Origin of the sequence: Bradyrhizobium sp. CCGUVB4N, from assembly GCF_024199945.1 — a bacterium.
Taxonomy (GTDB): Bacteria; Pseudomonadota; Alphaproteobacteria; order Rhizobiales; family Xanthobacteraceae; genus Bradyrhizobium.
Window position 1 is genome coordinate 7218718 of record NZ_JANADP010000001.1, and the last position, 26193, is coordinate 7244910.

Sequence of the window (26193 nt, forward strand, 5' to 3'; positions counted from 1 at the left end):
CTATCGCAACGCCCGCCGCAACCAGGAGCCGCATGACGGATCGATCGATGTCGAGATCATGGAATGCGCCGATGCAGACGGCCGACGCGATCGATGGCCGGTGATTGGCGGTGGCAACGCCGTCAGGACGTGCGTGCATGCTTTCCCCCAGCATGGCCATTCGCGATGAAGCCAATAGCGATCGGCCCATGACGATCGGACGGATCGATAACCGCCGACGACACTCCGCGACGCGACAGATGTCCTCACGCAACAAGGCTCACCGCAACAAGGCTCGGACGCAACAAAAGTCTGGGCCGAACCATCCCGGCCAAATTTTTATTACGCAAAAGCACGACTCCCGCCTGGATCGCCATGATCGCGACGGAGTTAGACTGAGAGAATGACGCCAATACCCTTGATTGGTTCCCTCCCGGGAGCATGTGGGCTAAAGGATAGCGCGTCAGGACCGGCGCGGAAACCCCCTCCGCCCGCAGGCTTGGAGATAAAAAGCACCATGAATCCCGTCAAAGAACTGGAAAAGCACGGACAAGCCGTCTGGCTGGACTTCCTCGCCCGTGGCTTCATCGCCAAGGGCGACCTGAAGCGGCTGATCGACACCGACGGCGTCAAGGGCGTGACCTCCAATCCGTCGATCTTCGAAAAGGCGATCGGCAGCTCGGACGAATATGACGCCCCGATCGGCAAGGCGCTGAAGCGCGGCGACCGGACCGTGGCCGATTTGTTCGAGGCGGTCGCGGTCGAGGACATCCAGAACGCCGCCGACGTGCTGCGCCCGGTCTATGACCGCCTCAAAGGCCATGACGGCTATGTCAGCCTCGAGGTCTCGCCCTATCTGGCGATGGACACGTCAGGCACGGTCGCCGAAGCGCGACGGCTCTGGAAGGACGTCAATCGCAAGAACCTGATGGTGAAGGTGCCGGCGACGCCGGAAGGCCTGCCGGCGATCGAAACGCTGATCGGCGACGGCATCAGCATCAACATCACCCTGTTGTTCTCGAAGGCGGTCTATCTCCAGGTCGCCGAGGCCTACCTCGCCGGCCTCGAGAAATACGTCGCCGGCGGCGGCGACCCCTCGCATGTCGCGAGCGTGGCGAGCTTCTTCGTCAGCCGCATCGACAGCGTGGTCGACAAGCAGCTCGACGAGAAGATCGCGCGGGCCAACGACCCGTCCGAAAAGGAGCGCCTCGCCGCGCTGAAGGGCAAGGTCGCGATCGCCAACGCCAAGGTCGCCTACCAGGATTACAAGCGGCTGTTCTCGGGCCCCCGCTGGGAGAAGCTCGCCGCCAAGGGCGCCAAGCCGCAGCGCATGCTGTGGGCCTCGACCGGCACCAAGAACAAGGACTACAGCGACGTCCTCTATGTCGAGGAGCTGATCGGCCCCGACACCATCAACACCGTGCCGCCCGCGACGCTCGATGCATTCCGCGACCACGGCAAGCCGCGCGACAGCCTGGAAGAGAACGTCGACGACGCCCGCCATGTGCTGGAAGAGCTGGAGCGCTCCGGCGTCTCGCTCGACGCCATCACCGATGAGCTGGTCAAGGACGGCGTCAAGCAGTTTGCGGACGCCGCCGACAAGCTCTACGGCGCCGTCGCCCACAAGCGCGCCACCGTGCTCGGGCCGGCGATCGACCGCCAGCAGCTCTCGCTGGGTGACGGCCTCGGCAAGGCCGTGGCCAAGAGCACCGAGGAATGGCGCGCATCGGCCAAGATCCGCAGGCTGTGGCAGCGCGACAAATCGGTCTGGACCGGGACGGACGAGGACAAATGGCTCGGCTGGCTCGACAGCGCGGCGAAAGCCGACGTTGCCGACTACGAGGACTATGCCAACCGCGTGAAGGGCCAGAAATTCTCCGACGCCGTCGTGCTCGGCATGGGCGGATCGAGCTTGGGGCCGGAAGTGCTGGCCGAGACCTTTGCGAGGAAGGCGGGCTTCCCGAAGCTGCACGTGCTGGATTCCACCGATCCGGCGCAGGTGCGGGCGATGGAGGCCAAGATCGACATCGCCAACACCGTGTTCATCGTCTCCAGCAAATCCGGCGGCACCACCGAGCCGAACGCGATGAAGGACTATTTCCATGAGCGCGTGGCGCAGGCGCTCGGCCCGAAGGCCAAGACCGGCTTCCGCTTCATCGCGGTGACCGATCCCGGCTCCTCGCTGGAAAAGGCGGCGAAGACGCTCAACTACGCCCGAATCTTCCATGGCGAGCCGTCGATCGGCGGTCGCTATTCGGTGCTGTCCCCGTTCGGCCTGGTGCCGGCGGCCACCGCCGGCATCGACGTCAAGACCTTCATCAAGCATGCGCTTGCGATGGCGCGCTCCTGCGGACCGGACGTGCCGCCAAGCGAAAACCCGGGCGTGCAGCTCGGCCTCGCCATGGGCCTCGCCGGCCTCGAAGGCCGCGACAAGGTGACGATCCTCGCGTCGAAGAAGATCGCCGATTTCGGCGCCTGGGCCGAGCAGCTCATCGCGGAATCGACCGGCAAGGAGGGCAAGGGCCTGATCCCGATTGCCGGCGAACCGCTGGTCGAATCCGCGGCTTACGGCAACGACCGCTTCTTCATCAACATCCGCACCGAGGGCGAGACGGACGCCGCACACGATTCGGCGCTGGCCGGCATCGAAGCGGCGGGCCATCCCGTCGTCCGCATCGTCATGAAGTCGATCGACCATCTCGGTCAGGAGTTCTTCCGCTTCGAGATGGCGACCGCCGTGGCTGGCTCGATCCTCGGGATCAACCCGTTCGACCAGCCCGACGTCGAAGCGGCGAAGATCAAGACCCGCGAGCTGACGTCGGCGTACGAGAAGACCGGCGCGCTGCCGGCCGAAGAGCCCGTGGTGAGCACCGCGGAGTTCGACCTCTACACCGACGACACCAACGCCGCCGCGTTGCGCACCATGGGAGCCAATGGCGACCTTACCTCCTGGCTCAAGGCGCACATCACGCGCTCGCGGCGCGGTGATTATTTTGCCCTGCTCGGCTACATCGCGCGCGACAAGGCCACCATCGAGGCGTTGCAGGAGATGCGGACGGCCGTGCTCGAGAAGCGGCATCTGGCGACCGCCGCCGAATTCGGCCCGCGCTTCCTGCACTCCACGGGCCAGGCCTACAAGGGCGGGCCCGATAGCGGCGTGTTCCTGCAGATCACCGCCGATGATGCCAAGGACCTGGCCGTGCCGGGCCAGAAGGCGAGCTTCGGCGTGATCAAGGCGGCGCAGGCGCGCGGCGATTTCGATGTGCTCACCGAGCGCGGCCGGCGCGCGCTTCGGGTGCACCTGAAGGGTCCGCTCAAGAAAGGTCTCGCGACGCTCAACGCGGCGCTTAACGACGCGCTGAATTAAGGGGAATATCTCAATGCAACTCGGCATGATCGGCCTCGGCCGGATGGGCGGCAACATCGTTCGCCGGCTGATGCGCCACGGCCACTCGACCGTGGTCTATGACAAGGACGCCAAGGCCGTCGCCGGCCTCGCAGCCGATGGCGCAGTCGGCTCGGCGACGCTGGAAGAGTTCATCTCGAAACTGGAGCGGCCGCGCACGGCCTGGGTGATGCTGCCTGCGGGCCGCATCACCGAGCAGACGATCGAGACCATCGCGGGCGTGATGCAGGAAGGCGACGTCATCATCGACGGCGGCAACACCTTCTGGCAGGACGACGTCCGCCGCGGCAAGGCGCTGAAGGCGCGCGGCATCCACTATGTCGACGTCGGCACCTCCGGCGGCGTCTGGGGCCTCGATCGCGGCTATTGCATGATGATCGGCGGCGAGAAGCCGGTGGTCGACCGGCTCGACCCGATCTTCGCGGCACTCGCGCCCGGCGCCGGCGACATTCCGCGCACCGACGGACGTGACGGACGCGATCCCCGCATCGAGCAGGGTTACATCCATGCCGGTCCGGTCGGCGCGGGCCATTTCGTCAAGATGATCCACAACGGCATCGAGTACGGCCTGATGCAGGCCTATGCCGAAGGCTTTGACATTCTCAAGAACGCCAATATCGACGCCCTGCCCGCGGATCATCGTTACGATTTCGACCTCGCCGACATTGCCGAAGTCTGGCGCCGCGGCAGCGTGATCCCGTCCTGGCTGCTCGATCTCACCTCGACCGCGCTCGCCGACAGCCCGCAACTGGCGGAATATTCCGGCTTCGTCGAGGATTCCGGCGAGGGACGCTGGACCGTGAATGCGGCGATCGACGAGGCCGTGCCGGCCGAAGTCTTGACTGCAGCGCTCTACACACGTTTCCGTTCCCGCAAGGAACACACCTTCGCCGAAAAAATTCTCTCCGCGATGCGCGCAGGTTTCGGCGGCCACAAGGAGCCGAAGCAGCCGGACGCTTCGAAATCGAAGTAAGAGCCACAAGCAAGCGAAGGCCGACAGTTCGTGACAAAAGACCCGCAAGCCAAGCGCAAGCCGGAAAATTGCGCCTTCGTCATCTTCGGTGTCACCGGCGACCTCACCCATCGCCTGGTGATGCCATCGCTCTACAATCTCGCCGCCGAGCATTTGTTGCCGGAAAAGTTCTGCGTCGTCGGCGTGGCCCGCAAGGGCCAGTCGGATGACGAACTGCGCGACAGTCTGCTGAAGGGGCTGAAGCAATTCGCGACACGGCCCGTGGACGACGACATCGCCCGGAAGCTGCTGGAATGCGTGACCTTCGTCGAAGCTGATGCGAGGGACCCGGCCTCGTTCGATCGTTTGCGCGAGCATCTGGATTCGCTGGAATGCGCGCAGGACACCGGCGGCAATCGCCTGTTCTATCTGGCGACCCCGCCCGCCGCGTTCGCACCGACCGCGCGCGAGCTCGGCCGCACCGGCATGATGAAGGAGAACGGCGCCTGGCGTCGCCTCGTGATCGAGAAGCCGTTCGGCACCGACCTCGCTTCAGCCAAGGCGCTGAATGGCGAACTCTTGAAGATCATGGACGAGCACCAGATCTACCGGATCGATCATTATCTCGGCAAGGAGACGGTGCAGAACATCCTGGTGCTGCGCTTTGCCAACGGCATGTTCGAGCCGATCTGGAATCGCAACCATATCGACCACATCCAGATCACCGTCGAGGAGAAGCTCGGCGTCGGCCATCGCGGCGGCTTCTACGACGCCACCGGCGCGTTGCGCGACATGGTGCCGAACCATCTGTTCCAGCTGATGTCGCTGGTCGCGATGGAGCCGCCGGCGCGCTTCGATGCGCACTCCGTGCGCTCCGAGAAGGCCGAGGTGTTGACCTCGATCCAGCAGCCGGACCAGGAGGAAGCGCTGAAGAACTCGGTGCGCGCGCAATATCTCGCGGGCCGCATCGGCGACGACAACATCCCTGACTACCGCAAGACCGAGGACGTCAAGCCCGGCAGCGCCACCGAGACCTTTGTCGCGCTGAAGCTGATGATCGACAATTGGCGCTGGGCCGGCGTTCCCTTCTATTTGCGCACCGGCAAAGCGCTGGGCCACAAGCGCACGGAAGTGGCGATCAAGTTCAAGCAGGCGCCGCTCTCGATGTTCTCGGGCACGACGGTCGACCGGCTGTCGCAAAACTTCCTCACCATCGGCATCGCGCCGACGGAGACCATCGAACTTCAGTTCAACGCAAAAATCCCGGGGCCGAGCATCACCATCGATGGCGTCGAGATGAAGTTCAAATACGGCGACTATTTCCGCGCCGATCCCTCCACCGGCTACGAGACGCTGATCTACGACTGCATGATCGGCGACAACATCCTGTTTCAGCGCGCCGACGGTATCGAGGCCGGCTGGGCGGCGGTGCAACCGTTCCTCGACGCCTGGAAGACCGCAGGCAGCAACGGCATCGAAACCTATGAAGCCGGCAGCGACGGCCCGGCCTGCGCCGACGAGTTGCTCAAGCGCGACGGCCGCAGCTGGCGGAAGTTTTCGTGATGGCGGCGGCCGGGGAGCCGAAGCTGATCGTCGTCGCCGATCCCGAGGCGCTGGCGCAGGGGGCAGCCGAACGGGTGATGGCGCGGATCGCGGCCAATTCCGGCCGGATCGCGATCTGCCTCACCGGCGGCTCGAGCCCGAAGAAGCTGTATCAGCTGCTCGGCAGCGACGCCTGGCGCGGAAAAATCCCCTGGGATCGCGTGCATTGGTTCATTGGCGACGAGCGTTTTGTCCCCGAGAGCGATCCCCTCAACAACATGGCCGTCGCGCGCGCGACCTTCCTCGATCGTAATGCGCCGTCAGGCCATATCCATCCGATCCCGACCACGGCCGAAAATCCCGATGGCAGTGCGCAAGCCTATGCGCACGAGCTCCAGGCCTTCTACGGCTCCGGAAGCCTCGATCCGGCACGACCGCTGTTCGACCTCGTCCTGATGGGCGCCGGCCCCGACGGACATACCGCATCGCTGTTTCCCGGCTATCCCGAGATCGAGGAGACCGGGCGCTGGGTCGTCGGTGTGCCCAAGGCCAATGTCGCGCCCTTCGTGCCGCGGGTCTCGCTGACGCTGCCGGCGCTTGCGTCCTGCCGCGAGATGCTGTTCGAGATAGCCGGGCATGACAAGCAGCCGATCTTGACGCGCCTCCTCAATGGCGAGACTCTGCCGGCTGTACGCGCGCGCTCGAATGGTGAGACCGTCTGGATGGTCGACCGGGCCGCGCTTCCGGAGGGAATTCGTGGCGGGCGTTAAAGCACCTTGTGCGTTGATCGTGATGGGCGTGTCGGGCTCGGGCAAGAGCACGGTGGCGGAATTGCTCGGCAAGCGGCTCGGCTGGCGGTTCGAGGACGGCGACAGCTTTCACCCCGCCAGCAATGTCGAGAAGATGCGGGCCGGTCATCCCCTCACCGACGAGGACCGCTGGCCCTGGCTCAACGCCATCGCCGACGAGATCGCGCGGGTCTGCAACAAGGGCGAGCACGTGATCATCGCCTGTTCGGCGCTCAAGCACACCTATCGCGACGTGCTGCTGCGCGGACGCGACGACGTGCGCTTCGTGTTCCTCAAGGGCACGCAGGAGCTGATCGCCGACCGGCTCGCGCACCGCAAGGGCCATTTCATGCCGCCCGGACTGCTCACCAGCCAGTTCAACACGCTGGAGCCGCCGGAGACGAGCGAGCACGTCATCACGGCGTCGATCGACGAATCGGTCGAGGCGATCGTGGACGGCATCATACGGCAGCTGAAATTCGACGGCGGCAAGAGCAAGGCCGTGTAACCCAAGCGACTGTCATCAAGGTCCTGCCATGACGAAAATCTCACTGGTCGTTTCCGACGTCGACGGCACGCTGCTGACCAAGGACAAGACGCTGACGGACCGCGCGCGGTCCGCGGTGCAGAAGCTGCACCAGGCTGGCATCGGCTTCACCATCACCTCGAGCCGCCCCGCGATCGGCATGCGCTTCCTGATCGAGCCGCTGGCACTGTGGCTGCCGGTCGGCCCATTCAACGGCTCCTCGATCGTCGACCCCGAGATGAATCCGGTCGAGCAGCATCTGATCCCGAAAGACGCGGCCGAGCGCAGCTTGCAGATCCTCCGCGAGTTCGGCGCCGACATCTGGCTGTTCACCTACGACAAATGGCTGATCGACAACCCGAGCGGCAAATACGTCGCGCATGAGCAGCACACGATCCGGTCCGAGCCGACCATCGTGACGGATTTTTCGCCGTACCTTGCCAGCGCCTGCAAGATCGTCGGCGCCAGCGCCGATGCCGCCGGCCTCGAGGCCTGCGAGAAGGCGATGCAGCAGGCGCTCGGCAGCGAGGCCACCGCCGTACGCTCGCAGACCTATTATCTCGACATCACCCCGCCCGGCTTCGACAAGGGGACGTTCGTGCAGGCCATGGCCAAGCGCCTCGGCATCTCCACCGACGCAGTCGCCACCATCGGCGACATGCAGAACGACCTCGCGATGTTCCGCGTCAGCGGCACCTCGATCGCCATGGGCAACGCCACCGACAGCGTCAAGGACCAGGCCACCAACGTCACCGCGACCAACGAGCAGGACGGTTTTGCGGAAGCGATGGAGATGATCTTGAAGCGGAACGGGGTGGGTTAAGCTCGCCGCGGCTGGTTCAACCTCTCCCGCTTGCGGGAGAGGTCGCCGCGTAGCGGCGGGTGAGGGTTCTCTCCTCTTGGGGATTCTCGCCCAGCGGAGACTCCCCCACCCCAGCCCTCCCCCGCAAGCGGGAGAGGGAGCGCACCTTTCTCGGAGAAGCAAATTACTTCGACCGCTGCATCGCCGGCTTCTCGCTCGCGTGCCGTGCCGCCGAGAGATTGTGCGCGGTGTTGATGAGCGCGATGTGAGTCAGCGCTTGCGGGAAATTTCCGGTCTGGCGGCGCGCGATGGAATCGTATTCCTCGGCCAATAGGCCAACATCGTTTGCGATGCCCACCACGCGATCGAACAGCATCTGCGCCTTGTCGAGATCGCCCGCGAGCACGCAGGCGTCGGCGAGCCACAGCGTGCAGGCCAGGAACGCGCCCTCGATCGGCTGCTTCTCCTCGGAGACCTCGCGGGGATCGTGCCGCAGCACGAAGCCGTCGCGCATCATGTGCTTCTCGACCGCCGCGATGGTGCCGCGGACGCGCGGGTCGCCCGCGGGCAGGAAGCCGACCGCTGGCAGCAGCAGCACGCTGGCATCAAGCAGCTTCGAGCCATAGGACTCGACGAAGGCGTTCGCTTCCGCGTCAAAGCCCCTGTTGCAGACGTCGCGGTGGATCGCCTCGCGCAGCGCACGCCAATGCAACAACGGCGCCTTGAAGCCAAAGGTTTCGGCGCTCTTGATGCCGCGATCGAAGGCGACCCAGGTCATCACCTTGGAGAAGACGTAGTGACGAGGCTGGCCGCGCCGCTCCCAGATGCCGTGGTCGGGCTGGTTCCAGACTTCGGCGAGATGCTGGAGCACGGCGCATTCCAGCGCCCAGTTCGCTTCATCGTCGAGCTTGAGCTTCGCCATGCGCGACTGATGGAAGGCGTCGATCAACTCACCGTAGACGTCGAGCTGAAGCTGGGCATGCGCGGCATTGCCGACGCGCACGGGCTGGGCGCCTTCATAGCCGGCGAGCCAGCCTGCCTCCCATTCCAGCAAGCGCCGCTGGCCCCAGATGCCGTACATGATCTGCATGTTGGCGGGCGAGCCTGCAGCCGCACGCAGCAACCAATTATGCCAGGCCGAGGCTTCCTCGGTGTAGCCCGAGTTCATCAGCGCCAGCAGCGTGAAGGTGGCATCGCGCAGCCAGCAGAAGCGGTAGTCCCAATTCCTGGCACCGCCGAGCTTTTCGGGCAGCGACGTGGTGGGCGCGGCGACGATGCCGCCGGTCGGCCCGAACGTCAGCGCCTTCAGCGTGATCAGCGAGCGCATGATGAGATCGCGATACTCGCCGTCATGCGTGGAGCGGCTGGACCAGTCCCTCCAGAATTTTTCGGTCTCCTGGAGCGCGATCTCGGGATCGATCGGCGCGGGCGGATCGAGGTGCGAGGGACCGTAGGTCAGCACGAACGGCACGGTCTCGCCGGCCTTGACCTCGAAGTCGGAAACCGTGGTCAGATCCTCGCCGCGGGTCTCGACCGGCGTGCGCAGCACGGTCATGTCCTGGCCGGCGACTGCCAGCAGCGAGCGATCCTCGCAGCGGCGCACCCAGGGAATGTCGACACCGAAGCCGAAGCGGATCACGAGCTCCATCCGCATCTTCACCGTGCCCGTGAGGCCCCGCACCAGCCGCACGATGTCGGAGGCCTTGCCGCGCGGCGGCATGAAGTCGATGAGCTCGACGGTGCCGCTCCTGGTCTCGAAGCGCGTTTCCAGGATGAGGGTATCGCCGAGATAGCGGCGCGAGATTGTGGTGACGTCCTCGCCCGGTGCGATCAGCCAGCGGCCGTTCTTGTGGGTGCCGAGGATCGCGGCAAAGCAGGCGTCGGAATCGAAGGCCGGCCAGCACAGCCAGTCGATCGAACCGTTGCGTCCGACCAGCGCTGCGGTCTCGCAGTCGCCGATCAGCGCATAGTCCTCGATCTTCTCTGACAATGTCTTGCGAGCCCTGGAAATCCCGGTCGATCAACTCCCGCCGTGCAGCGAACGTTCCCGCGTCGCGGCCTTCAAGGCCGCAAGATCAACCTTCGAGGCGATCTTGTCGAGCGCGACGGGCAGGCGCTGGCGCCAGTTCGGATGCTCGTCGATGGTGCCGGGAATGTTGGGCTGGTCGATCACGCCGAGCAGATCCTCCATCGACACCGCGAGCAACCGCGACGGCGTGCGCGACAGGAAATTGAGCACCGAATAGAGATCGTTGGCGTTGATACCGTTCTGGCGCAGGATCTGGTCGAGACCACCGAGCGCATCCCAACGCGCCTGGTCGTCCTCGCCGGGATCTAGCCCGAGCGAGCGCTTCATCTTGAGATCGCTGAACGAGCGCCAGCCCGCATAGGTGCAGAGATCATGCGTGTTCAGCGTGACCAAGGCGTTCGGCCGGTAATGGTCGATGTTGCGGAAATGGCCGGCATCGTCGCGCTCGAACATCATGACGAGATAGGACCAGATGCCGAAATCCTGCATGGTCTCGCGAAAACCTTCCGGCACGGTGCCGAGGTCTTCGCCGATCACGATGCATTTGTGGGTGACGCTCTCGCGCACGACGGCGGCCAGCAGCGCCTCGAGCGGCATCTGCACATAGGCGCCGTTGTCCGGCTTGAAACCGCGCGGCACCAAATAGAGCCGCTTCAGGCCGAGCACGTGATCGAGCCGGATCGCCCCGGCGTGGCGCATCGAGGCAGCCACCATGTTGGCGAACGGCACGAAGGATTGCGCCTCCAGGCCGCCTGCATTGAAGCCGGCGAGGCCCCAATCCTGCCCGACGGTGTTGAGCACGTCGGGCGGCGCGCCGACCGCGAGGTGGCGCGAGATCGCCGTCTGCTCGTTCCAGGCATCGAAGCCGTTGGACTGCACCCCGACCGCAACGTCGAGATAGAGCCCGACGCGCATGCCGAGCTCGACCGACAGCTCCTTGGCGGCGTGCAATTGCGAATCCGCCGTCCATTGCACGAATTCGACGAACTCGACCTCATGCCTGTCGGCACCGTTGCGAAGCTCCGCGCATTTGGCATCGTCCGGCTGCCGCCATTCCACCGGCCATTCCCACCACGGCGACACGAAGCGGTGGCGGAGCACCTCGAAGCAGGCAAAGCGCGCCAGCAGTGCCCCCCGGTCGGCGCGGAAGGCATCGAACTGGTTGCGGCGGACACCGCTCGCGGTTTTCACGAAACTGTCAAACGCTGCGCGCAAGCCCAGCCATTTCAGCGCCGCCATATCGGCATAAGGGACCCGGTCACCTTCGCGCAGCCGCGCGGCGGTCGCGGCCGCGTCCGGGATCAGGTCTGCCGAAAATTCCGGTATGGCCTCGACATCGACGTAAAGTGGATTGAGAAACAGCCGGCTGTTCGGCGAATAGGGGCTGCAATCGGCCGGATGATTATCGAACAGGACATGCAGCGGATTGAGCCCGACGCCGTCGGCGCCGAGTTGCTTGGCAAGCCTGACCAGGCCGGCCAGATCGGTGAAATCGCCGATGCCCCAATTGCGATCGGAGCGGACGCTGTAGAGCTGCACGGCGAGCAGCCAGCCGCGGTCGAAATCGCCGCCGAAGGCGCGCTCGGGCGCCACGATCATCGGCACCTCTTCCGTCGCACCGGCGGCATCGGTCAGCGTCAGCCGGTGATAGCCGAGCGGCAGGCCGTCGGGCCAGGCGATCACCGGCTCGCGCGTCTCGCCTTGCGCGATGGCATTGCCATTGCCGGTGATTTTCCATTGCAGCGGCGCCGCGCCGATGGCCGCGAGCTCGGTGCGCGGATTGCCCAGCGCACGAACCACGACAGGCCCACTGACAAAGCGGTAGACCCGCTTCTCCGGCAGGGCGTCGAGGATGGATTTGAGCGCCTCGGGCGCGGTGGTCCGCAGCTTTCCGAGGGCATCGATGAATTCGGATTGAACGCCCTTGATCCGGGCTTGGGCTAAAAGGTCCATTCGGCACGCAGCTTGCAGGCCATTCTCAGGCCGGGGGCATCGATTTTAACGTGGTCGCGGAAGAGGTTAGTCGCACTTAACTCACAAACCGCGCCTCCCGTTCCCAGGGGAACCAATGACACACAAGCGGCTTTCTATATAGGTACCAAGCGTAGGTTCCCGACAAGGGAAACGGGCCCCTGCACTCTTGTCAATGGCATCACCGTGAACAAGACAATTCAAACTGTCGAGAGTGCCGCTTCAGGCAGCGCTTTCCTCATCGAAGATATCTATCCGTTGATCGATGGCGGCCGCTTTGCCGTGAAGCGGATCGCGGGCGACCGGATCGAGGTGTGGGCCGACATCTACCGCGACGGCGACGCCAGGATCAGCGCCGCGCTGGTCTGGCGCGGCGAGCAGGAGCGCGACTGGCGGCGCGAGACCATGACCCATCATGGCGATGACCGCTGGTCCGGCGCGTTCACACCCGTCGAGCCCGGCCAGTATGTCTATGCCATCGAAGCCTGGACCGACGAATTCGCCACCTGGCGTCACGGCATCGAACGCAAGCAGTTGTGCGGCGGCGACGTCACGCTCGATGCCATCGAGGGCGCGGGCCTGCTGACCAAGGCGCACAGCGCGCGGCAGGACGCCGCGGCCGTGATCGTCCGGCAATGCGAGAATTATCTCGGCAGCGGTGATGTTGCGCCGCTGCTGGCGACTGAGCTGAGCGACGCCATGGCCGAGAGCCAGGCGCGCCCCGACCTGACGCGCTCGGCGAACTTCCCGCTGATCGTCGACCGCGACAACGCGCGCTTCGGGGCCTGGTATCAGATGATGCCGCGCAGCCAGAGCCCGATCTCCGGCCAACACGGCACGCTGCGCGACTGCATCGCGCGCGTGCCCGACATCGCCGCGATGGGTTTTGACGTGCTGTATTTCACGCCGATCCACCCGATCGGCCGCACCCGCCGCAAGGGCCGCAACAATGCCGCCGTCGCAACCGAGGGCGAGCCCGGCTCGCCCTACGCGATCGGCGCGGCCGAGGGTGGGCACGATGCACTGCATCCCGAGCTCGGCACCATCGAGGACTTCCGCGCGCTGGTGGCGACCTGCCTGGAATACGGCCTCGAGCTCGCGCTCGATTTCGCCGTGCAATGCTCGCCGGATCATCCCTGGCTGACACAGCACCCGGAATGGTTCAAATGGCGGCCGGACCGTTCGGTGCGGTCGGCGGATGGCCCCTATTCGGATATCGTCATCCCGGACTTCGCCTCCGTCGACCGGATCGGACTATGGGATGCCTTGCGCGATGCCATGCTGTTCTGGATCGAGCACGGCGTCACCATCTTCGCGATCGACAATCACGACACCGCGCCATTGCCGTTCTGGGAGTGGCTGATCCGCGACATTCGCCAGCGGCATCCCGAGGTGATCCTGTTCTCCAAGACCTTTGCGCGACCGAAGCTGATGAAGGGCCTCGCCAAGCTCGGCTTCGCGCAGTCCTTCAGCTATTTCCCCTGGCGCACGGCGAAATGGGAGCTGGAGCAGTATCTCGGCGAGCTTTCGCGCTATCCCGAGCGGGACTTCTATCGGGCGAACCTGTTCGTCAATACGCCGGACCTGCTGCCCTACCATCTCCAGAGCGGTGAGGTCTGGATGTTCAAATCGCGCGTGGCGCTCGCCGCCATGCTGTCGGGTAATTACGGCCTCTATAGCGGCTTCGAGCTGCTGGAGCACGAAGCCGTTCCCGGCCGCGAAGAATATCAGGATTCCGAGAAATACCAGATCCGCCAGCGCGACTGGGACAAGCCCGGCAACATCAAGCCCTACATCACCGCGCTCAATCGCATCCGCAACGACAACGCGGCGCTGCAGCAGACCACCAATCTGCGCTTCCTCGGCATCGATGACGGCGAAACCATCGCCTTCGCCAAGGAGGCGGCTGAACCGGCCAACACTGTCGTTGCCGCGATCGCCCTCTCGCGCCATGTACGCGAGTTCTGGTTGCCGCTCGGCGACCTCACCATCGACGTCGGCGGCGAACGCCGCCACGTTACCGTTCTTGAAAATCTCATGACAGGCGAACAGTCCCGCATCGAATGGGGCGGGATCAGGCTGCGTATCGATCCCGACCGCGATCCGGCCCTGCTCTTCCGCTGCCTGGCGTAAGGATCACGCCATGAATGTTTTGTCTTCCGTCGACACCAAGAAGGCCGAGGCTGCCGAGATCGTGGATGAGCTCTGGTACAAGGACGCCATCATTTACCAGCTCCACGTCAAGGCCTTTGCCGACAGCAACAATGACGGCATCGGTGACTTCGCCGGGCTGACCGAGAAGCTGCCTTATCTGCAGGATCTCGGCGTTACTGCGCTGTGGCTGCTGCCGTTCTACCCCTCGCCCGGCCGCGACGACGGCTACGACATCGCCGACTACGGCTCGGTCAATCCCGATTTCGGGACGATGAAGGACTTCAAGCGCTTCATCCAGGAAGCGCAGAAGCGCGGGCTGCGCGTCATCACCGAGCTCGTGGTGAACCACACCTCGGATCAGCACAATTGGTTCAAGCGCGCGCGCCGCAGCCCGGCCGGCTCGAGCGCCCGCGACTGGTATGTCTGGAGCGACACCGACCAGAAATACCAGGGCACGCGGATCATCTTCACGGATACCGAGAAATCCAACTGGACCTGGGATCCCGAGGCCGGTGCATTCTACTGGCACCGCTTCTTCTCGCATCAGCCTGATCTCAACTTCGACAATCCGCGCGTCGTCAGCGCCATCATCCAGGTGATGAAGCGCTGGCTCGACGCCGGCGTCGACGGCTTCCGGCTGGACGCGATTCCGTATCTCTGCGAGCGCGAGGGCACCTCGAACGAGAACCTCCCCGAGACGCATGCGATCATCAAGCGCCTGCGCCAGGAGCTTGATGCCTACTCCAAGGGAAAGCTGCTGCTGGCCGAGGCCAATCAATGGCCGGAAGACGTGCAGGAATATTTCGGCCGCGGCGACGAGTGCCACATGGCCTACCACTTCCCGCTGATGCCGCGCATCTACATGGCGATAGCGCAGGAGGACCGCTTCCCGATCACCGACATTCTGCGGCAGACGCCGGACATCCCCGCGAGCTGCCAATGGGCGCTGTTCCTGCGCAACCACGACGAGCTGACGCTGGAGATGGTCACCGACGTCGAGCGCGACTACCTCTGGACCACCTACGCCAACGATCCTCGCGCACGCATCAATGTCGGCATCCGCAGGCGTCTCGCGCCGCTGATGGACAACGACCGGCGCAAGATCGAGCTGATGAACTCGCTGCTGCTGTCATTCCCCGGCACGCCGATCATCTATTACGGCGACGAGATCGGGATGGGCGACAACATCTATCTCGGCGACCGCAACGGCGTGCGTACGCCGATGCAGTGGAGCCCGGACCGCAACGGCGGCTTCTCGCGCGCCGATCCCGCCCGCCTTTATGCGCCGCTGATCATGGACCCCGTTTACGGCTACGAGTCGGTCAACGTGGAGGCGCAGTCGCGCAGCCTGTCGTCGCAGCTCAACGCCACCAAGCGGCTGATCTCGGTGCGCAAGTCGACGCTGGCTTTCGGCCGCGGCACCATGACGTTCATCCGCCCGGCGAACCGGTCCGTGCTCGCCTATGTCCGGCAATATCGCGACGAGGTCATCCTCTGCGTCGCCAATCTGTCGCGCGCGGCGCAGGCGACCGAACTCGACCTGACGCCGTGGAAGGACCGCATTCCGCAGGAGATGCTCGGCCGCACGCGCTTCCCGGCGATCGGCGAGCTGCCCTACATGATCACGCTGGGGCCGTACGGCTTCTACTGGTTCCAGCTCACCGAGCGCGACAAGTCCGAGCCGGTCGTGCCACGCGCGGTGCCGGAGTTCGAGACGCTGGTGGTGCCGGTCAATTCGAACTGGGTGTCGCTGGCGCGCGAGCGCGGCGTGTTCGAGCGCGACGTGCTGCCGGGCTTCCTGTCGCGGACGCGCTGGTACCCCGAACACAATCCCAAGCACATCCAGGCCACGCTGACCTCGGCGGTGCCGTTCAGCGAAATTGGCGACAACCGGCCCTGGATCGCCTTCTTCGAGACGACGCAGGACGACGTAACGACGCGCTACGTGCTGCCGATGCAGATCGAATGGGTGCGCTTCGACCGCGAGCGCTTCAACCCGAAGGCGCTCGCCGCCGTGCGTCAAGGTGCGCGCGAAGGCACGCTGCTCGACGTCGCCACCGACCAGATCTTCATCGGACTGTTCCTGCGAGGCTTGTCGCAGAACCTCGTGGTGGACGAGAACAATCTCCGGCTCGAATTCAAGCCGACCAGCCGATTCGCCGAATACACGATCAAGGAGCCGGCGCGTATCCGCGCGGTCGAGCAGTCGAACAGCACGGCCTTGGTCGACAACCAGTATGTCGCAAAAATCCATCGCCAGCTCGAGAGCGGCATCAATCCCGAGATCGAGATCGGCTGTTACCTGACCGAGATCGCCCGCTTCGCCAATGCGCCGGCGCTGCTTGGCAGCGTCGAACTGGTCGAAGGCAATAGCCGCAGCGCGATCGGCGTCTTGCACGCCTATGTCGAAAACCAGGGCGACGGCTGGACCGTGACCACGGGCTATCTCGACCGCTACATCGATGAGCAGCGGCTGGGGCCGGTGGACGACATGCCCCGGGTGACCCAGGAGCAGGCGCCCTATCTGCACTTCATCGCGCAGACCGGCCGGCGGCTCGCCGAGCTGCACGTGGCCCTGGCCGCCGCAAAGGCCGCCGATCTCGCGCCGGAGCCGGTCAGTCCTGCGCACGTCAAGCGCTGGACCTCAGATCTCAAGGCGCGCGCCGAGCGGGTCTTCGACCGGCTCGCCGACAGCCGGGATGGCCTGCGCGAGGGCGACAGGCCCCTGATCGACCAATTGGTCGCGGTACGCGCGACCCTGCCGGACCACATCAATGCGCTCTTGCCATCCGACATCGGTGGGTTGAACATCCGTCATCATGGCGACTTCCGCCTGGGGCAAACTCTGATCGTGAAGGACGACATCTTCATCATCGATTTCGACGGCGATCCGCATCTCGCTCTGGCCGACAAGCGGCGCAAGCTGCCTGCCGCGCGCGACGTGGCGGGACTGATCCGATCGATTGATCTTTCGGTTAACGCCGCACTTCACCGGGCCCTCTCCGGAGGCAGCGACGAGCAGGGCCGCCTGGCGGCCGCGCTCGGCGAATGGCGCGAACACGCCACCGCGACGTTCCTGTCCGCCTATCGCGAGGCCATGACCGATCGGCGGCTCTGGCCGCAAGAGAACCATTCCGCGGAAAGCATGTTAAGGTTTTTCCTGCTTGATCAAGCGTTCGACGAGGTAGAGTACGAGCTGTCCCACCGGCCGGAGGGGCTCAATGCGCCGCTGACCGGCCTGCTTCGCATTCTGTCCAGTGCCGAGAGCGAAGCCCATGCCTAAACTGCCAGCCGAAGCCTACGCGATCATCGAGGGCCGCCATTCCGACCCCTTCCACTATCTCGGGCTGCACCCCGAGGGGGACAAGAGCGTGGTGCGTGCCTTCCTGCCCGAGGCCTCCAATGTCGAGGCCATCGGCGAGCACGGCGAGGTGGCAAAGCTCGATCGGGTCCACGATTCAGGCCTGTTCATCGGCGCCCTGCCCAACGGCTCCAGACACTACCAGCTCCGCGCCAAATTCGGCGACAACGTCGTCGAGTTCGAGGATGCCTACCGCTTCCCGCCGATCCTGACCGATTTCGACCTCTATCTGCTCGGCGAAGGCACCCATCAGCGCATCTACGACAAGCTCGGCGCGCATCCGATGCGGCTCGAAGGCATCGACGGCATCGGCTTCGTCGTGCTGGCGCCGAATGCGCGACGCGTCTCCGTGGTCGGTGACTTCAATTTCTGGGACGGGCGGCGTCATCCCATGCGGGTGCGCGGCGCCGGCTATTGGGAATTGTTCATCCCGAACGCCAGGGCCGGCGACCATTACAAATTCGAGATCATCGGACCACACGGCCATCTGCTGCCGCTGAAATCCGATCCCTTGGCGTTTGCGAGCGAGGTACGGCCGAAGACGGCTTCGATCGTGTTCGACGAAGCGCACCTGCCGCGGCCACGTCCTGCGCCCGACGGCATCAACGCGCTGTCGGCGCCGATGTCGATCTACGAGGTCCATCTCGGCTCGTGGCGGCGCAAGAACGGCGACGAGTGGCTGACCTATCGCGAGTTGGCCGAGCAGCTGCCGGCCTACGCCCGCGACATGGGCTTCACCCATCTCGAATTCCTGCCCGTGAGCGAACACCCGTTCGACGGCTCATGGGGCTATCAGCCGACCGGCCTCTATGCGCCGACCAGCCGCTTCGGTACGCCGGAGGATTTCGCCGCGCTCATCGACGCCTGCCATCGCGAGGGCATCGCCGTGTTGCTCGACTGGGTGCCCGGCCATTTCCCGGATGATCCGCACGGGCTCGGCAGCTTTGACGGCACCTCGCTCTACGAGCACGCCAATCCGCTGCAGGGCCGCCACCTCGATTGGGGCACGCTGATCTACAATTACGGCCGCACCGAAGTGACGAACTTCCTGGTGTCGAACGCGCTGTTCTGGCTGGAGCGCTACGCCATCGACGGCCTGCGCGTCGATGCGGTGGCGTCGATGCTCTATCTCGACTACAGCCGCCCGCCCGGCGCCTGGATTCCGAACCAGTATGGCGGCCGCGAGAACATCGAGGCCATCAACTTTCTGCGCCGCTTCAACACGGAATTGTTCGCCCGCTTCCCGCAGGCGACCACGGCCGCCGAAGAATCCACCGCATGGCCGCAGGTCTCGCGCCCGGTCGAGTTCGGCGGGCTCGGCTTCGGCTACAAGTGGAACATGGGCTGGATGCACGACACGCTGAATTACATCAGCAAGGATCCGATCCACCGCAAACATCATCACGGCGAGATCCTGTTCGGCCTGCACTACGCGTTCTCCGAGAATTTCATCCTGCCGCTGTCGCATGACGAGGTGGTGCACGGAAAGCGCTCGCTGCTCGGCCGCATGCCCGGCGACGAATGGCAGCGCTTCGCGAATCTGCGCGCCTATTACAGCTTCATGTTCGGTCATCCCGGCAAGAAGCTGCTGTTCATGGGGGCCGAGATCGCGCAGAGCCGCGAGTGGAATCACGACCAGTCGCTCGACTGGCACCTGCTCGAATACAAATATCACTCGGGCATCCAGGCGCTGATCCGCGATCTCAACCGGCTCTATCGCGCCGTGCCGGCGCTGCACCAGATGGATTGCGACCAGGCCGGCTTCGAATGGCTGATCACGGATGACGCCAACCGCAACGTGTTCGCCTGGCTGCGCAAGGGATTCGACGAGCACGCGCGGTGCCTGGTGATCGTCAACTTCTCACCCAACGTCTACCGCAACTACCGCGTTCGCGTGCCCTTCGCCGGCAAGTGGAAAGAGGTGTTCAATTCGGACTCCGCCCATTATGGCGGCACCAATGTCGGGAACATCGGCGAGGTCCAGACCGTTGACGGCAAGGCGCCCGAGCTCCGCCTCACCATTCCGCCGCTCGCCGCGATCTTCCTCGTTCCGGAAAGCTGACACATGCGCCTGACTGCTGGATCGCCCGCACGCCTCGGTGCAAGCTGGGACGGACGCGGCACCAATTTTGCGCTGTTTTCCGCCAACGCGCAGAAGGTCGAGCTGTGTCTGTTCGACAGCCAGGGCCGGCGCGAGCTCGAACGGATCGAGCTGCCGGAGCGCACCGAGGACGTCTGGCACGGCTATCTCAACGACGTCTCGCCGGGCCAGCTCTACGGCTATCGCGTGCACGGCCCCTACGAGCCCGAGCACGGCCACCGCTTCAACGCCAACAAGCTGCTGCTCGATCCCTACGCCAAGCGGCTCTCGGGGCGGCTCGTCTGGAGTGACGCGCATTTCGCCTACCGTACCGGCTCGGCGCGCGAGGATCTGTCGTTCGATCGGCGCGACAATGCGCGCGGCATGCCCAAGGGTGTCGTCGTCGACGAGACCTTCAACTGGGGCCGCCGCGAGATCCGGCCCAACATCCCCTGGGAAGACACCATCATCTACGAGGCTCACGTCAAGGGACTGACGCAGAAGCGCGACGACGTGCCGCCGAATTTGCGCGGCACCTATGGCGGCCTGTCCTCTCCGGCGATGATCGAGCATCTGAAGAAGCTCGGCGTCACCACGGTCGAGCTGCTGCCGATCCATGCCTTCGTCGACGACCGCGTGCTGGTGGAGAAGAAGCTCGCCAATTACTGGGGCTACAATACGCTGTCCTTCTTTGCGCCGGAGCAGCGCTATGCCCAGGACAACGCGCTCGATTCCTTCCGCACCACTGTGGCGCGGCTGCACGATGCCGGCATCGAGGTGATGCTCGACGTCGTCTACAACCATACCGCCGAAGGCAATCATCTCGGCCCGACGCTGTGCTATCGCGGCATCGACAATGCCTCCTACTACTGGCTGAACCGCGAGAACCCGCGCTATTACGACGACTTCACCGGCTGCGGCTCGTCGGTCAACCTCACTCATCCGCGCGTGCTGCAGATGGTGATGGATTCACTGCGCTACTGGGTCGAGGTCTGCCATGTCGACGGCTTCCGCTTCGACCTCGCCACGACGCTCGCGCGCGGGCCGAACGGCTATGATCGCGGCATCTCGTTCCTCACCGCGATCCGGCAGGACCCGGTGCTCGCGACCGTCAAGCTCGTTGCCGAACCCTGGGACCTCGGCCTCGGCGGCTACCAGGTCGGCGCCTTCCCCTCGCAATGGTCGGAGTGGAACGACCGCTATCGCAGCGCCATGCGCCGCTACTGGAGCGGAGAAGGCAGCCTGATCGGCGACATCTCCAGCCGCATGACGGCGTCCTCCGACCTGTTCAACCATGACGGACGGCGCCCCCGTGCCAGCATCAACCACATCACCGTGCATGATGGTTTCACGCTGGCCGACCTCTTCAGCTACAACGAGAAGCACAACGAGGCCAACGGCGAGGACAACCGCGACGGCTCCAACGACAACCACAGCAACAATTGCGGCGTCGAAGGCCCGACCGACGATCCCAATATCCTCAGCCTGCGGCGGCAGCTGCGCAAGAATGTGCTGGCCTGCCTGATGCTGGCGCAGGGCATTCCCCTGATCCTCGCCGGCGACGAGGTCGGCAATACGCAATCCGGCAACAACAACGCCTATTGCCAGGACAACGAGGTCGGCTGGGTCGGCTGGGACAATCTCGGCAAGGACGGCGACGACATGGTCGATTTCGTCGCCGATCTCGCCGGCATCCGCCAGAAGTTCTCGCAGCTGCGCAGCCATCGCTGGCTCGATGGCCGGCCCAAGGACGGCATCTCCTACGGCGCGCTGTGGCTGACGCCCGCGGGCGACGAGATGACGGAGAGCGACTGGACATTTCCCGATGGCCGGTTTCTCTCTTATGTGATGGGTCCGATGGAACCGGGCAGCGCGGCGATCTTTATCGTACTGAACGCCGCCCCCGAAGAGATCGCATTCAAATTGCCAAAAATGCCCGAATACAAAAGCTGGCAGCAGATCCTGAACACGACGGATGCCAAGCTGAACAGCATTGATTTCCTGCCCGGAAGCGACAGCAAGGCGCCGCCGCGCTCCGTGCTCGCCTTCGCGGGGGCGCTATGAGGCCATCCTTCGGGGCGAAGCCGACCAGGGACGGCGTCTCGTTTCGTTTGTGGGCGCCCGGCGCGCGTCGGGTCGATCTCTTGCTCGATCGACGACACGCCATGCAGCGCCGGCAGGATGGCTGGTATGTCGCCGAGATCGCCGGCTTGCCGGTCGGAAGCACCTACAAGTTCAGGATCGACGACGAGATCGACGTGCCTGATCCCGCATCCGCCTTCCAGCCGGAGGACGTGTTCGGCCCGAGCGAAGTAATCGACCACGATTCCTTCGCGTGGCGCGCCAGAGATTGGCGCGGCCGCCCCTGGGAAGAGACCGTGCTGATCGAGACCCATGTCGGCACCTTCACGACCGATGGCACCTACCGCGCCATGATCGGCAAGCTCGATCATCTCACAGCTACCGGCATCACCGCGCTCGAGCTCATGCCGCTGGCCGATTTCGCCGGCGGCCGCGGCTGGGGCTATGACGGCGTGCTGTGGTATGCGCCCGACAGCGCCTATGGTCGGCCCGAACAACTGAAGGCGCTGATCGACGAAGCCCATCTGCGCGGGCTGATGGTGTTTCTCGACGTCGTCTACAATCATTTCGGGCCCGAAGGGAATTATCTCGGCCGCTACGCACCGACCTTCTTCACCGACGCGCACACGCCCTGGGGCAGCGCGATCGATTATCGCGTGCCGCAGGTGCGAGCGTTCGCGATCGAGAATGCGTTGTCCTGGCTCAGCGACTACCGTTTCGACGGGTTGAGGCTGGACGCTGCCAACCACATCATGGCGATCCCCGGCGAGCAGTCGATGCTGCACGACCTCAGCGCTGCCGTAGGCGAGCTCGCCAAGGCCACCGGGCGGCACATTCATCTGGTGCTGGAGAACGGCGACAACCGCGCCAGCCTGCTCGATGCGGCGCAGGAGCCGCCGAACGGCAAATATCGCGCGCAGTGGAACGATGATTATCACCACGCCTGGCATGTGATGCTGACCGGCGAGCTCGCCGGCTATTACGCGGACTATCAGACGCCGCGCATGGATCTGGCCCGCGCGCTCGCCTCGGGCTTCGTCTATCAGGGCGAGATCTCGGAATTCTGGGGCAAGAAGCCACGCGGCGAGGCCAGCGGCGAGCTGCCGCCGGCGACCTTCGTCAACTTCCTGCAGAACCACGACCAGATCGGCAACCGCCCGCTCGGCGACCGGCTGGAAAGCCTGGCACCGCCGCGGCAGATCGAGGCCGCACTCGCGGTGACGCTGCTGGCGCCGATGGTGCCAATGCTGTTCCAGGGCGAGGAATGGGGCTCGACCGTGCCCTTCCCGTTCTTCTGCGATTTCCAGGGCGGCCTTGCCGACGCCGTGCGCAGCGGGCGCAAGCAGGAATATGCCTGGGCCTACGACAAATACGGCGACGAGGTGCCCGATCCGCTCGATCCCGCCACGCCGCAATCGGCTGTGCTCGACTGGACCGGCCGCACGCCGGCGCAGGATGCGCGGCTGGCGCTGGTGCGTGAGCTGCTCACGCTTCGGAGCAAGGAGATTATGCCGCGCCTGAAGGGCGCGCGCTTCGGCGATGCCGAGGCGGCCGATAATGGCCTGCTCACCGCGCATTGGCGCATGGGTGACGGGACGACGCTGCGCCTGACGGCCAATCTGTCGGACAAGGACATCATTTATTCCAACGGACATGCAGGCGCGCCGCTCTGGGGCACCGCAAGTGACAATCGGCTCACGCCGTGGTCGGTGCTCTGGCATCTCGGAGGTTGATATGCCGTCCGCGATTCCTCTCGCGACTTACCGGCTTCAGCTCACCGCGGATTTCGACTTCGACAAAGCCGCCGCGGTGGTGCCTTATCTGAAGGCGCTGGGGATCACGCATCTCTACGCCTCGCCGGTGATGAAGGCGCGCAAGGGCTCGACCCACGGCTACGACACCGTCGATCACAGCCAGTTCAATCCAGAGCTCGGCGGCGAGGCCGGCTTTGCACGGCTGAGCGAAGCGCTTAGAGAGAACGATCTCGGCCTCATCATCGACTTCGTGCCGAACCATGTCGGCGTGCACTTTGCCGACAATCCCTGGTGGCTCGACGTGCTGGAGTGGGGCCAGACCTCACCGCACGCGGTCGCCTTCGATATCGACTGGGACCTGCTGCCGCACCGCGCCCGCGGCGGCGTGCTGCTGCCGATCCTCGGCTCGCCCTATGGCGAAGCGCTCGAGCGCGGCGAGATCGAGCTGCGCTACGACGCGGACGAAGGCAGTTTTTCGGCCTGGTACTTCGAACATCGCCTGCCGATCGCGCCGGAGCGCTATGGCGAAATGCTGCGCGTGATCGTGAAGGAAGCGGACGCCGCCGACACCGTCGCCGGCAAACGCCTGCTTTCACTTGCCGCCCGCTACACGGGCCTGCGCCGGCCGAACCGCAAGGAGGCACCCGGCTTCAAGGCCGAGCTGAAGGAGATCGCAGGCGGCGCCGACATCATCACCCATGGCCTCGCCGCCTATCGCGCCGCCAAGGATCGCCCGGCGCAGACGCTGGCGCTGCATCATCTGCTGGAGCGGCAGCACTACAAGCTCGGCCACTGGCGGCTTGCCTCCAGCGACATCAACTATCGCCGCTTCTTCGACGTCAACGGGCTCGCAGGTCTGCGCGTCGAGGATCCGAGCACGTTTGCCGCCACGCACCGGCTGGTGAAGCAAGTCGTCGCCGAGGGCAAGCTGCAGGGCATCCGCCTCGATCACATCGACGGCCTGCGCGATCCCGCGCAATATTGTCAGCGGCTGCGGCGGCTGGTGCGCGACGCGCAAGGCGCAACGAAGCCGTTCTACACGGTGATCGAAAAGATCCTGTGCGAGCACGAAAAGCTGCCGCACTTCGCCGGCGTTCAGGGCACCACCGGCTACGAATGGATGAACGCCATCACCCAGGTGCTGATCGACGCCAAAGGGTTGGAGGCGCTGGACGAGACCTGGCGGCAGATCAGCAACCGGTCGCCGCGGCTCGCGCCTTACGTCAAGGACGCCAAAAGGCGCGTGCTGGAGACGCTGCTGACCAGCGAATTCACCGTGCTGACGCGGCTGCTCGCGCGTATCGCCAACGGGCATTACTCGACCCGCGACTTCTCCGCCGACAGCCTGCGGCAGGCGCTGGAACTGTACGTGCTGCACTTCCCGGTCTATCGCACATACCTGACGCATAGCGGCCCGACTGCGCTCGACCGAAAACTGATCGACGACACCATCGAGCGCGCCCGCGCTGAATGGTTCGCTGCCGACGACGGCATTTTCGACTTCTTGCGCGATGCGCTGACGATGGACCTGCTCAAACCAGGCCGCCCGCCGCACAGCGCCCCGCGCGTGCGCCGCTTCGCGCTGAAGGTGCAGCAGTTCACCGGGCCGATGATGGCGAAATCGCTGGAGGACACGGCGTTCTATCAATTCCACCGGCTGCTGGCGCTGAACGAGGTCGGTGGCGATCCCGCCAGCCAAGGCCTCACCATTGCCGCCTTCCACGAGGCGATGCGGGCCCGCGCCAGGGAATGGCCGCAAGGGATGACGGCAACGGCCACCCACGACACCAAGCGCGGCGAGGATGCACGTGCGCGGATCGCGACGTTGAGCGAAATTCCCGGCGAATGGACCAGCGCAGTGGCGCGGTGGAAGGTGCTGAACGCGCCGCACCTTGCGCTCCACGGCAATCTGCGCGCGCCCTCGGCAACCTTCGAATACATGCTCTACCAGACTCTGCTCGGCGCGTGGCCGCTCCAAGGGCCGGCCGATGCCGACTTCGTCGAGCGCATCCAGGCCTATGCGCTCAAGGCGGCGCGCGAGGGCAAGGAAGAGACGAGCTGGCTCAATCCGCATGAAACCTACGAGGACGGCGTAAAGGGCTTCATCGAGAAGATCCTGGATCCTGCGCTGTCCGGCGAATTCCTGGAGGCGCTCCGGACCCTCGCCCGCCGCGTCGCGCTGCTCGGCGCGCTGAACTCGTTGAGCCAGCTGACGCTCAAGGCGACGCTGCCGGGCGTGCCCGATTTCTATCAGGGCACCGAATACTGGGACCTGTCGCTGGTCGACCCGGACAACCGCCGCCCGGTGGATTTTGCCTCGCGCCAGGCGGCGCTGGCGTCGATGGAAACGCCGGACTGGGGTGGCCTGATCAAGACCTGGCCGGACGGGCAGCTCAAGCTGGCCTGGACGCGACACCTGCTCAAGCTGCGCAACGAACTCGCCGACGTCTTCGCCCAGGGAGATTATCAGCCGCTCGACGTCCGCGGCACACACGCAGACCATGTCATCGCGTATGCCCGCACCCGTGGCCGCGCTGCGGCGATCGTTGTGGTCGGGCGGCAATTCGCGCCCTTCACGCAAGCGGGGCGGGCGTGGCCCGCGCTGGAGGGCCTTGACGCGACCGTCGACATCAGCGGCTACACCGCGCCGGGTCTTGCGGGCAACGAATGGCCGCTCGCGCAAGCTTTCCGGGATCTTCCCGCGGCGGTCATCGCGGGCCGCGCGGCAAGCGCCATCAGGCATGCGCGGAAAGCCGCGCGCGCCTGA

Annotated in this window: 14 protein-coding genes; 12 read left to right on the plus strand and 2 right to left on the minus strand. The window is 65.0% G+C overall.

Annotated features, from left to right (window positions below; all coding sequences use genetic code 11):
- The first annotated feature begins 496 nt into the window (after positions 1–496).
- The 6 genes from NLM31_RS33520 to NLM31_RS33545 are packed head-to-tail and all read left to right on the plus strand — an operon-like array spanning position 497 to position 8016.
- Positions 497–3346, plus strand: a complete 2850-nt coding sequence (locus NLM31_RS33520; protein ID WP_254195034.1) for a bifunctional transaldolase/phosoglucose isomerase — start codon at positions 497–499, stop codon at positions 3344–3346.
- Between the two features lie 13 nt (positions 3347–3359).
- Positions 3360–4358 (plus strand): phosphogluconate dehydrogenase (NAD(+)-dependent, decarboxylating), encoded by a 999-nt coding sequence (gnd, locus tag NLM31_RS33525; RefSeq protein WP_254195035.1) that lies wholly within the window; start codon positions 3360–3362, stop codon positions 4356–4358.
- Between the two features lie 30 nt (positions 4359–4388).
- The gene (gene zwf, locus NLM31_RS33530; protein WP_254195036.1) at positions 4389–5900 is read left to right on the plus strand and encodes a glucose-6-phosphate dehydrogenase; all 1512 of its coding nucleotides are present in this window, start codon (positions 4389–4391) and stop codon (positions 5898–5900) included.
- Complete coding sequence (pgl, locus tag NLM31_RS33535) at positions 5900–6649, plus strand: 6-phosphogluconolactonase (RefSeq protein WP_254195037.1); 750 nt, start codon at positions 5900–5902, stop codon at positions 6647–6649. The genes zwf and pgl overlap by 1 nt, the downstream gene beginning before the upstream one ends.
- Entirely contained in the window at positions 6636–7175 is a 540-nt protein-coding gene (locus NLM31_RS33540; RefSeq protein ID WP_254195038.1) for a gluconokinase, read from the plus strand. The genes pgl and NLM31_RS33540 overlap by 14 nt, the downstream gene beginning before the upstream one ends.
- A gap of 28 nt (positions 7176–7203) precedes the next feature.
- Positions 7204–8016, plus strand: a complete 813-nt coding sequence (locus tag NLM31_RS33545) for an HAD family hydrolase (protein ID WP_254195039.1) — start codon at positions 7204–7206, stop codon at positions 8014–8016.
- Positions 8017–8179: 163 nt separating this feature from the next.
- On the opposite strand, the gene NLM31_RS33550 is transcribed toward NLM31_RS33545, so the two are convergent.
- On the minus strand, positions 8180–9985 hold the full coding sequence (locus NLM31_RS33550; RefSeq protein WP_254195040.1) for a glycoside hydrolase family 15 protein: 1806 nt from the start codon (positions 9983–9985) through the stop codon (positions 8180–8182).
- 30 nt (positions 9986–10015) lie between these two features.
- Positions 10016–11977, minus strand: a complete 1962-nt coding sequence (gene malQ / locus NLM31_RS33555) for a 4-alpha-glucanotransferase (protein WP_254195041.1) — start codon at positions 11975–11977, stop codon at positions 10016–10018.
- A gap of 204 nt (positions 11978–12181) precedes the next feature.
- Between malQ and NLM31_RS33560 the strand changes: the two genes are divergently transcribed.
- The 6 genes from NLM31_RS33560 to treY are packed head-to-tail and all read left to right on the plus strand — an operon-like array spanning position 12182 to position 26193.
- Positions 12182–14128 carry a maltotransferase domain-containing protein gene (locus NLM31_RS33560; protein ID WP_254195042.1) on the plus strand — a complete coding sequence of 649 codons (1947 nt, stop codon included), beginning with the start codon at positions 12182–12184 and terminating at the stop codon, positions 14126–14128.
- A 10-nt stretch (positions 14129–14138) separates the two neighbouring features.
- Positions 14139–17432 (plus strand): maltose alpha-D-glucosyltransferase, encoded by a 3294-nt coding sequence (gene treS / locus NLM31_RS33565; protein WP_254195043.1) that lies wholly within the window; start codon positions 14139–14141, stop codon positions 17430–17432.
- Entirely contained in the window at positions 17425–19572 is a 2148-nt protein-coding gene (gene glgB / locus NLM31_RS33570; protein WP_254195044.1) for a 1,4-alpha-glucan branching protein GlgB, read from the plus strand. Before treS ends, glgB begins: the two co-directional genes overlap by 8 nt.
- A gap of 3 nt (positions 19573–19575) precedes the next feature.
- Positions 19576–21654, plus strand: a complete 2079-nt coding sequence (gene glgX / locus NLM31_RS33575; RefSeq protein ID WP_254195045.1) for a glycogen debranching protein GlgX — start codon at positions 19576–19578, stop codon at positions 21652–21654.
- A complete protein-coding gene (treZ, locus tag NLM31_RS33580) occupies positions 21651–23405 on the plus strand; it encodes a malto-oligosyltrehalose trehalohydrolase (RefSeq protein WP_254195046.1) in 1755 nt (584 codons plus the stop codon). Before glgX ends, treZ begins: the two co-directional genes overlap by 4 nt.
- Before the next feature lies 1 nt (position 23406).
- The gene (gene treY, locus NLM31_RS33585) at positions 23407–26193 is read left to right on the plus strand and encodes a malto-oligosyltrehalose synthase (RefSeq protein ID WP_254195047.1); all 2787 of its coding nucleotides are present in this window, start codon (positions 23407–23409) and stop codon (positions 26191–26193) included.

Excerpts from the sequence above, each read along its gene's own strand:
- treY (WP_254195047.1), top strand. The coding sequence starts at position 23,407 with ATGCCGTCCGCGATTCCTCTCGCGACTTACCGGCTTCAGCTCACCGCG.
- NLM31_RS33520 (WP_254195034.1), top strand. The coding sequence starts at position 497 with ATGAATCCCGTCAAAGAACTGGAAAAGCACGGACAAGCCGTCTGGCTG.
- treZ (WP_254195046.1), top strand. The coding sequence starts at position 21,651 with ATGAGGCCATCCTTCGGGGCGAAGCCGACCAGGGACGGCGTCTCGTTT.
- gnd (WP_254195035.1), top strand. The coding sequence starts at position 3,360 with ATGCAACTCGGCATGATCGGCCTCGGCCGGATGGGCGGCAACATCGTT.
- pgl (WP_254195037.1), top strand. The coding sequence starts at position 5,900 with ATGGCGGCGGCCGGGGAGCCGAAGCTGATCGTCGTCGCCGATCCCGAG.
- NLM31_RS33545 (WP_254195039.1), top strand. The coding sequence starts at position 7,204 with ATGACGAAAATCTCACTGGTCGTTTCCGACGTCGACGGCACGCTGCTG.
- malQ (WP_254195041.1), bottom strand. The coding sequence starts at position 11,977 with ATGGACCTTTTAGCCCAAGCCCGGATCAAGGGCGTTCAATCCGAATTC.
- glgB (WP_254195044.1), top strand. The coding sequence starts at position 17,425 with ATGCCTAAACTGCCAGCCGAAGCCTACGCGATCATCGAGGGCCGCCAT.
- glgX (WP_254195045.1), top strand. The coding sequence starts at position 19,576 with ATGCGCCTGACTGCTGGATCGCCCGCACGCCTCGGTGCAAGCTGGGAC.
- treS (WP_254195043.1), top strand. The coding sequence starts at position 14,139 with ATGAATGTTTTGTCTTCCGTCGACACCAAGAAGGCCGAGGCTGCCGAG.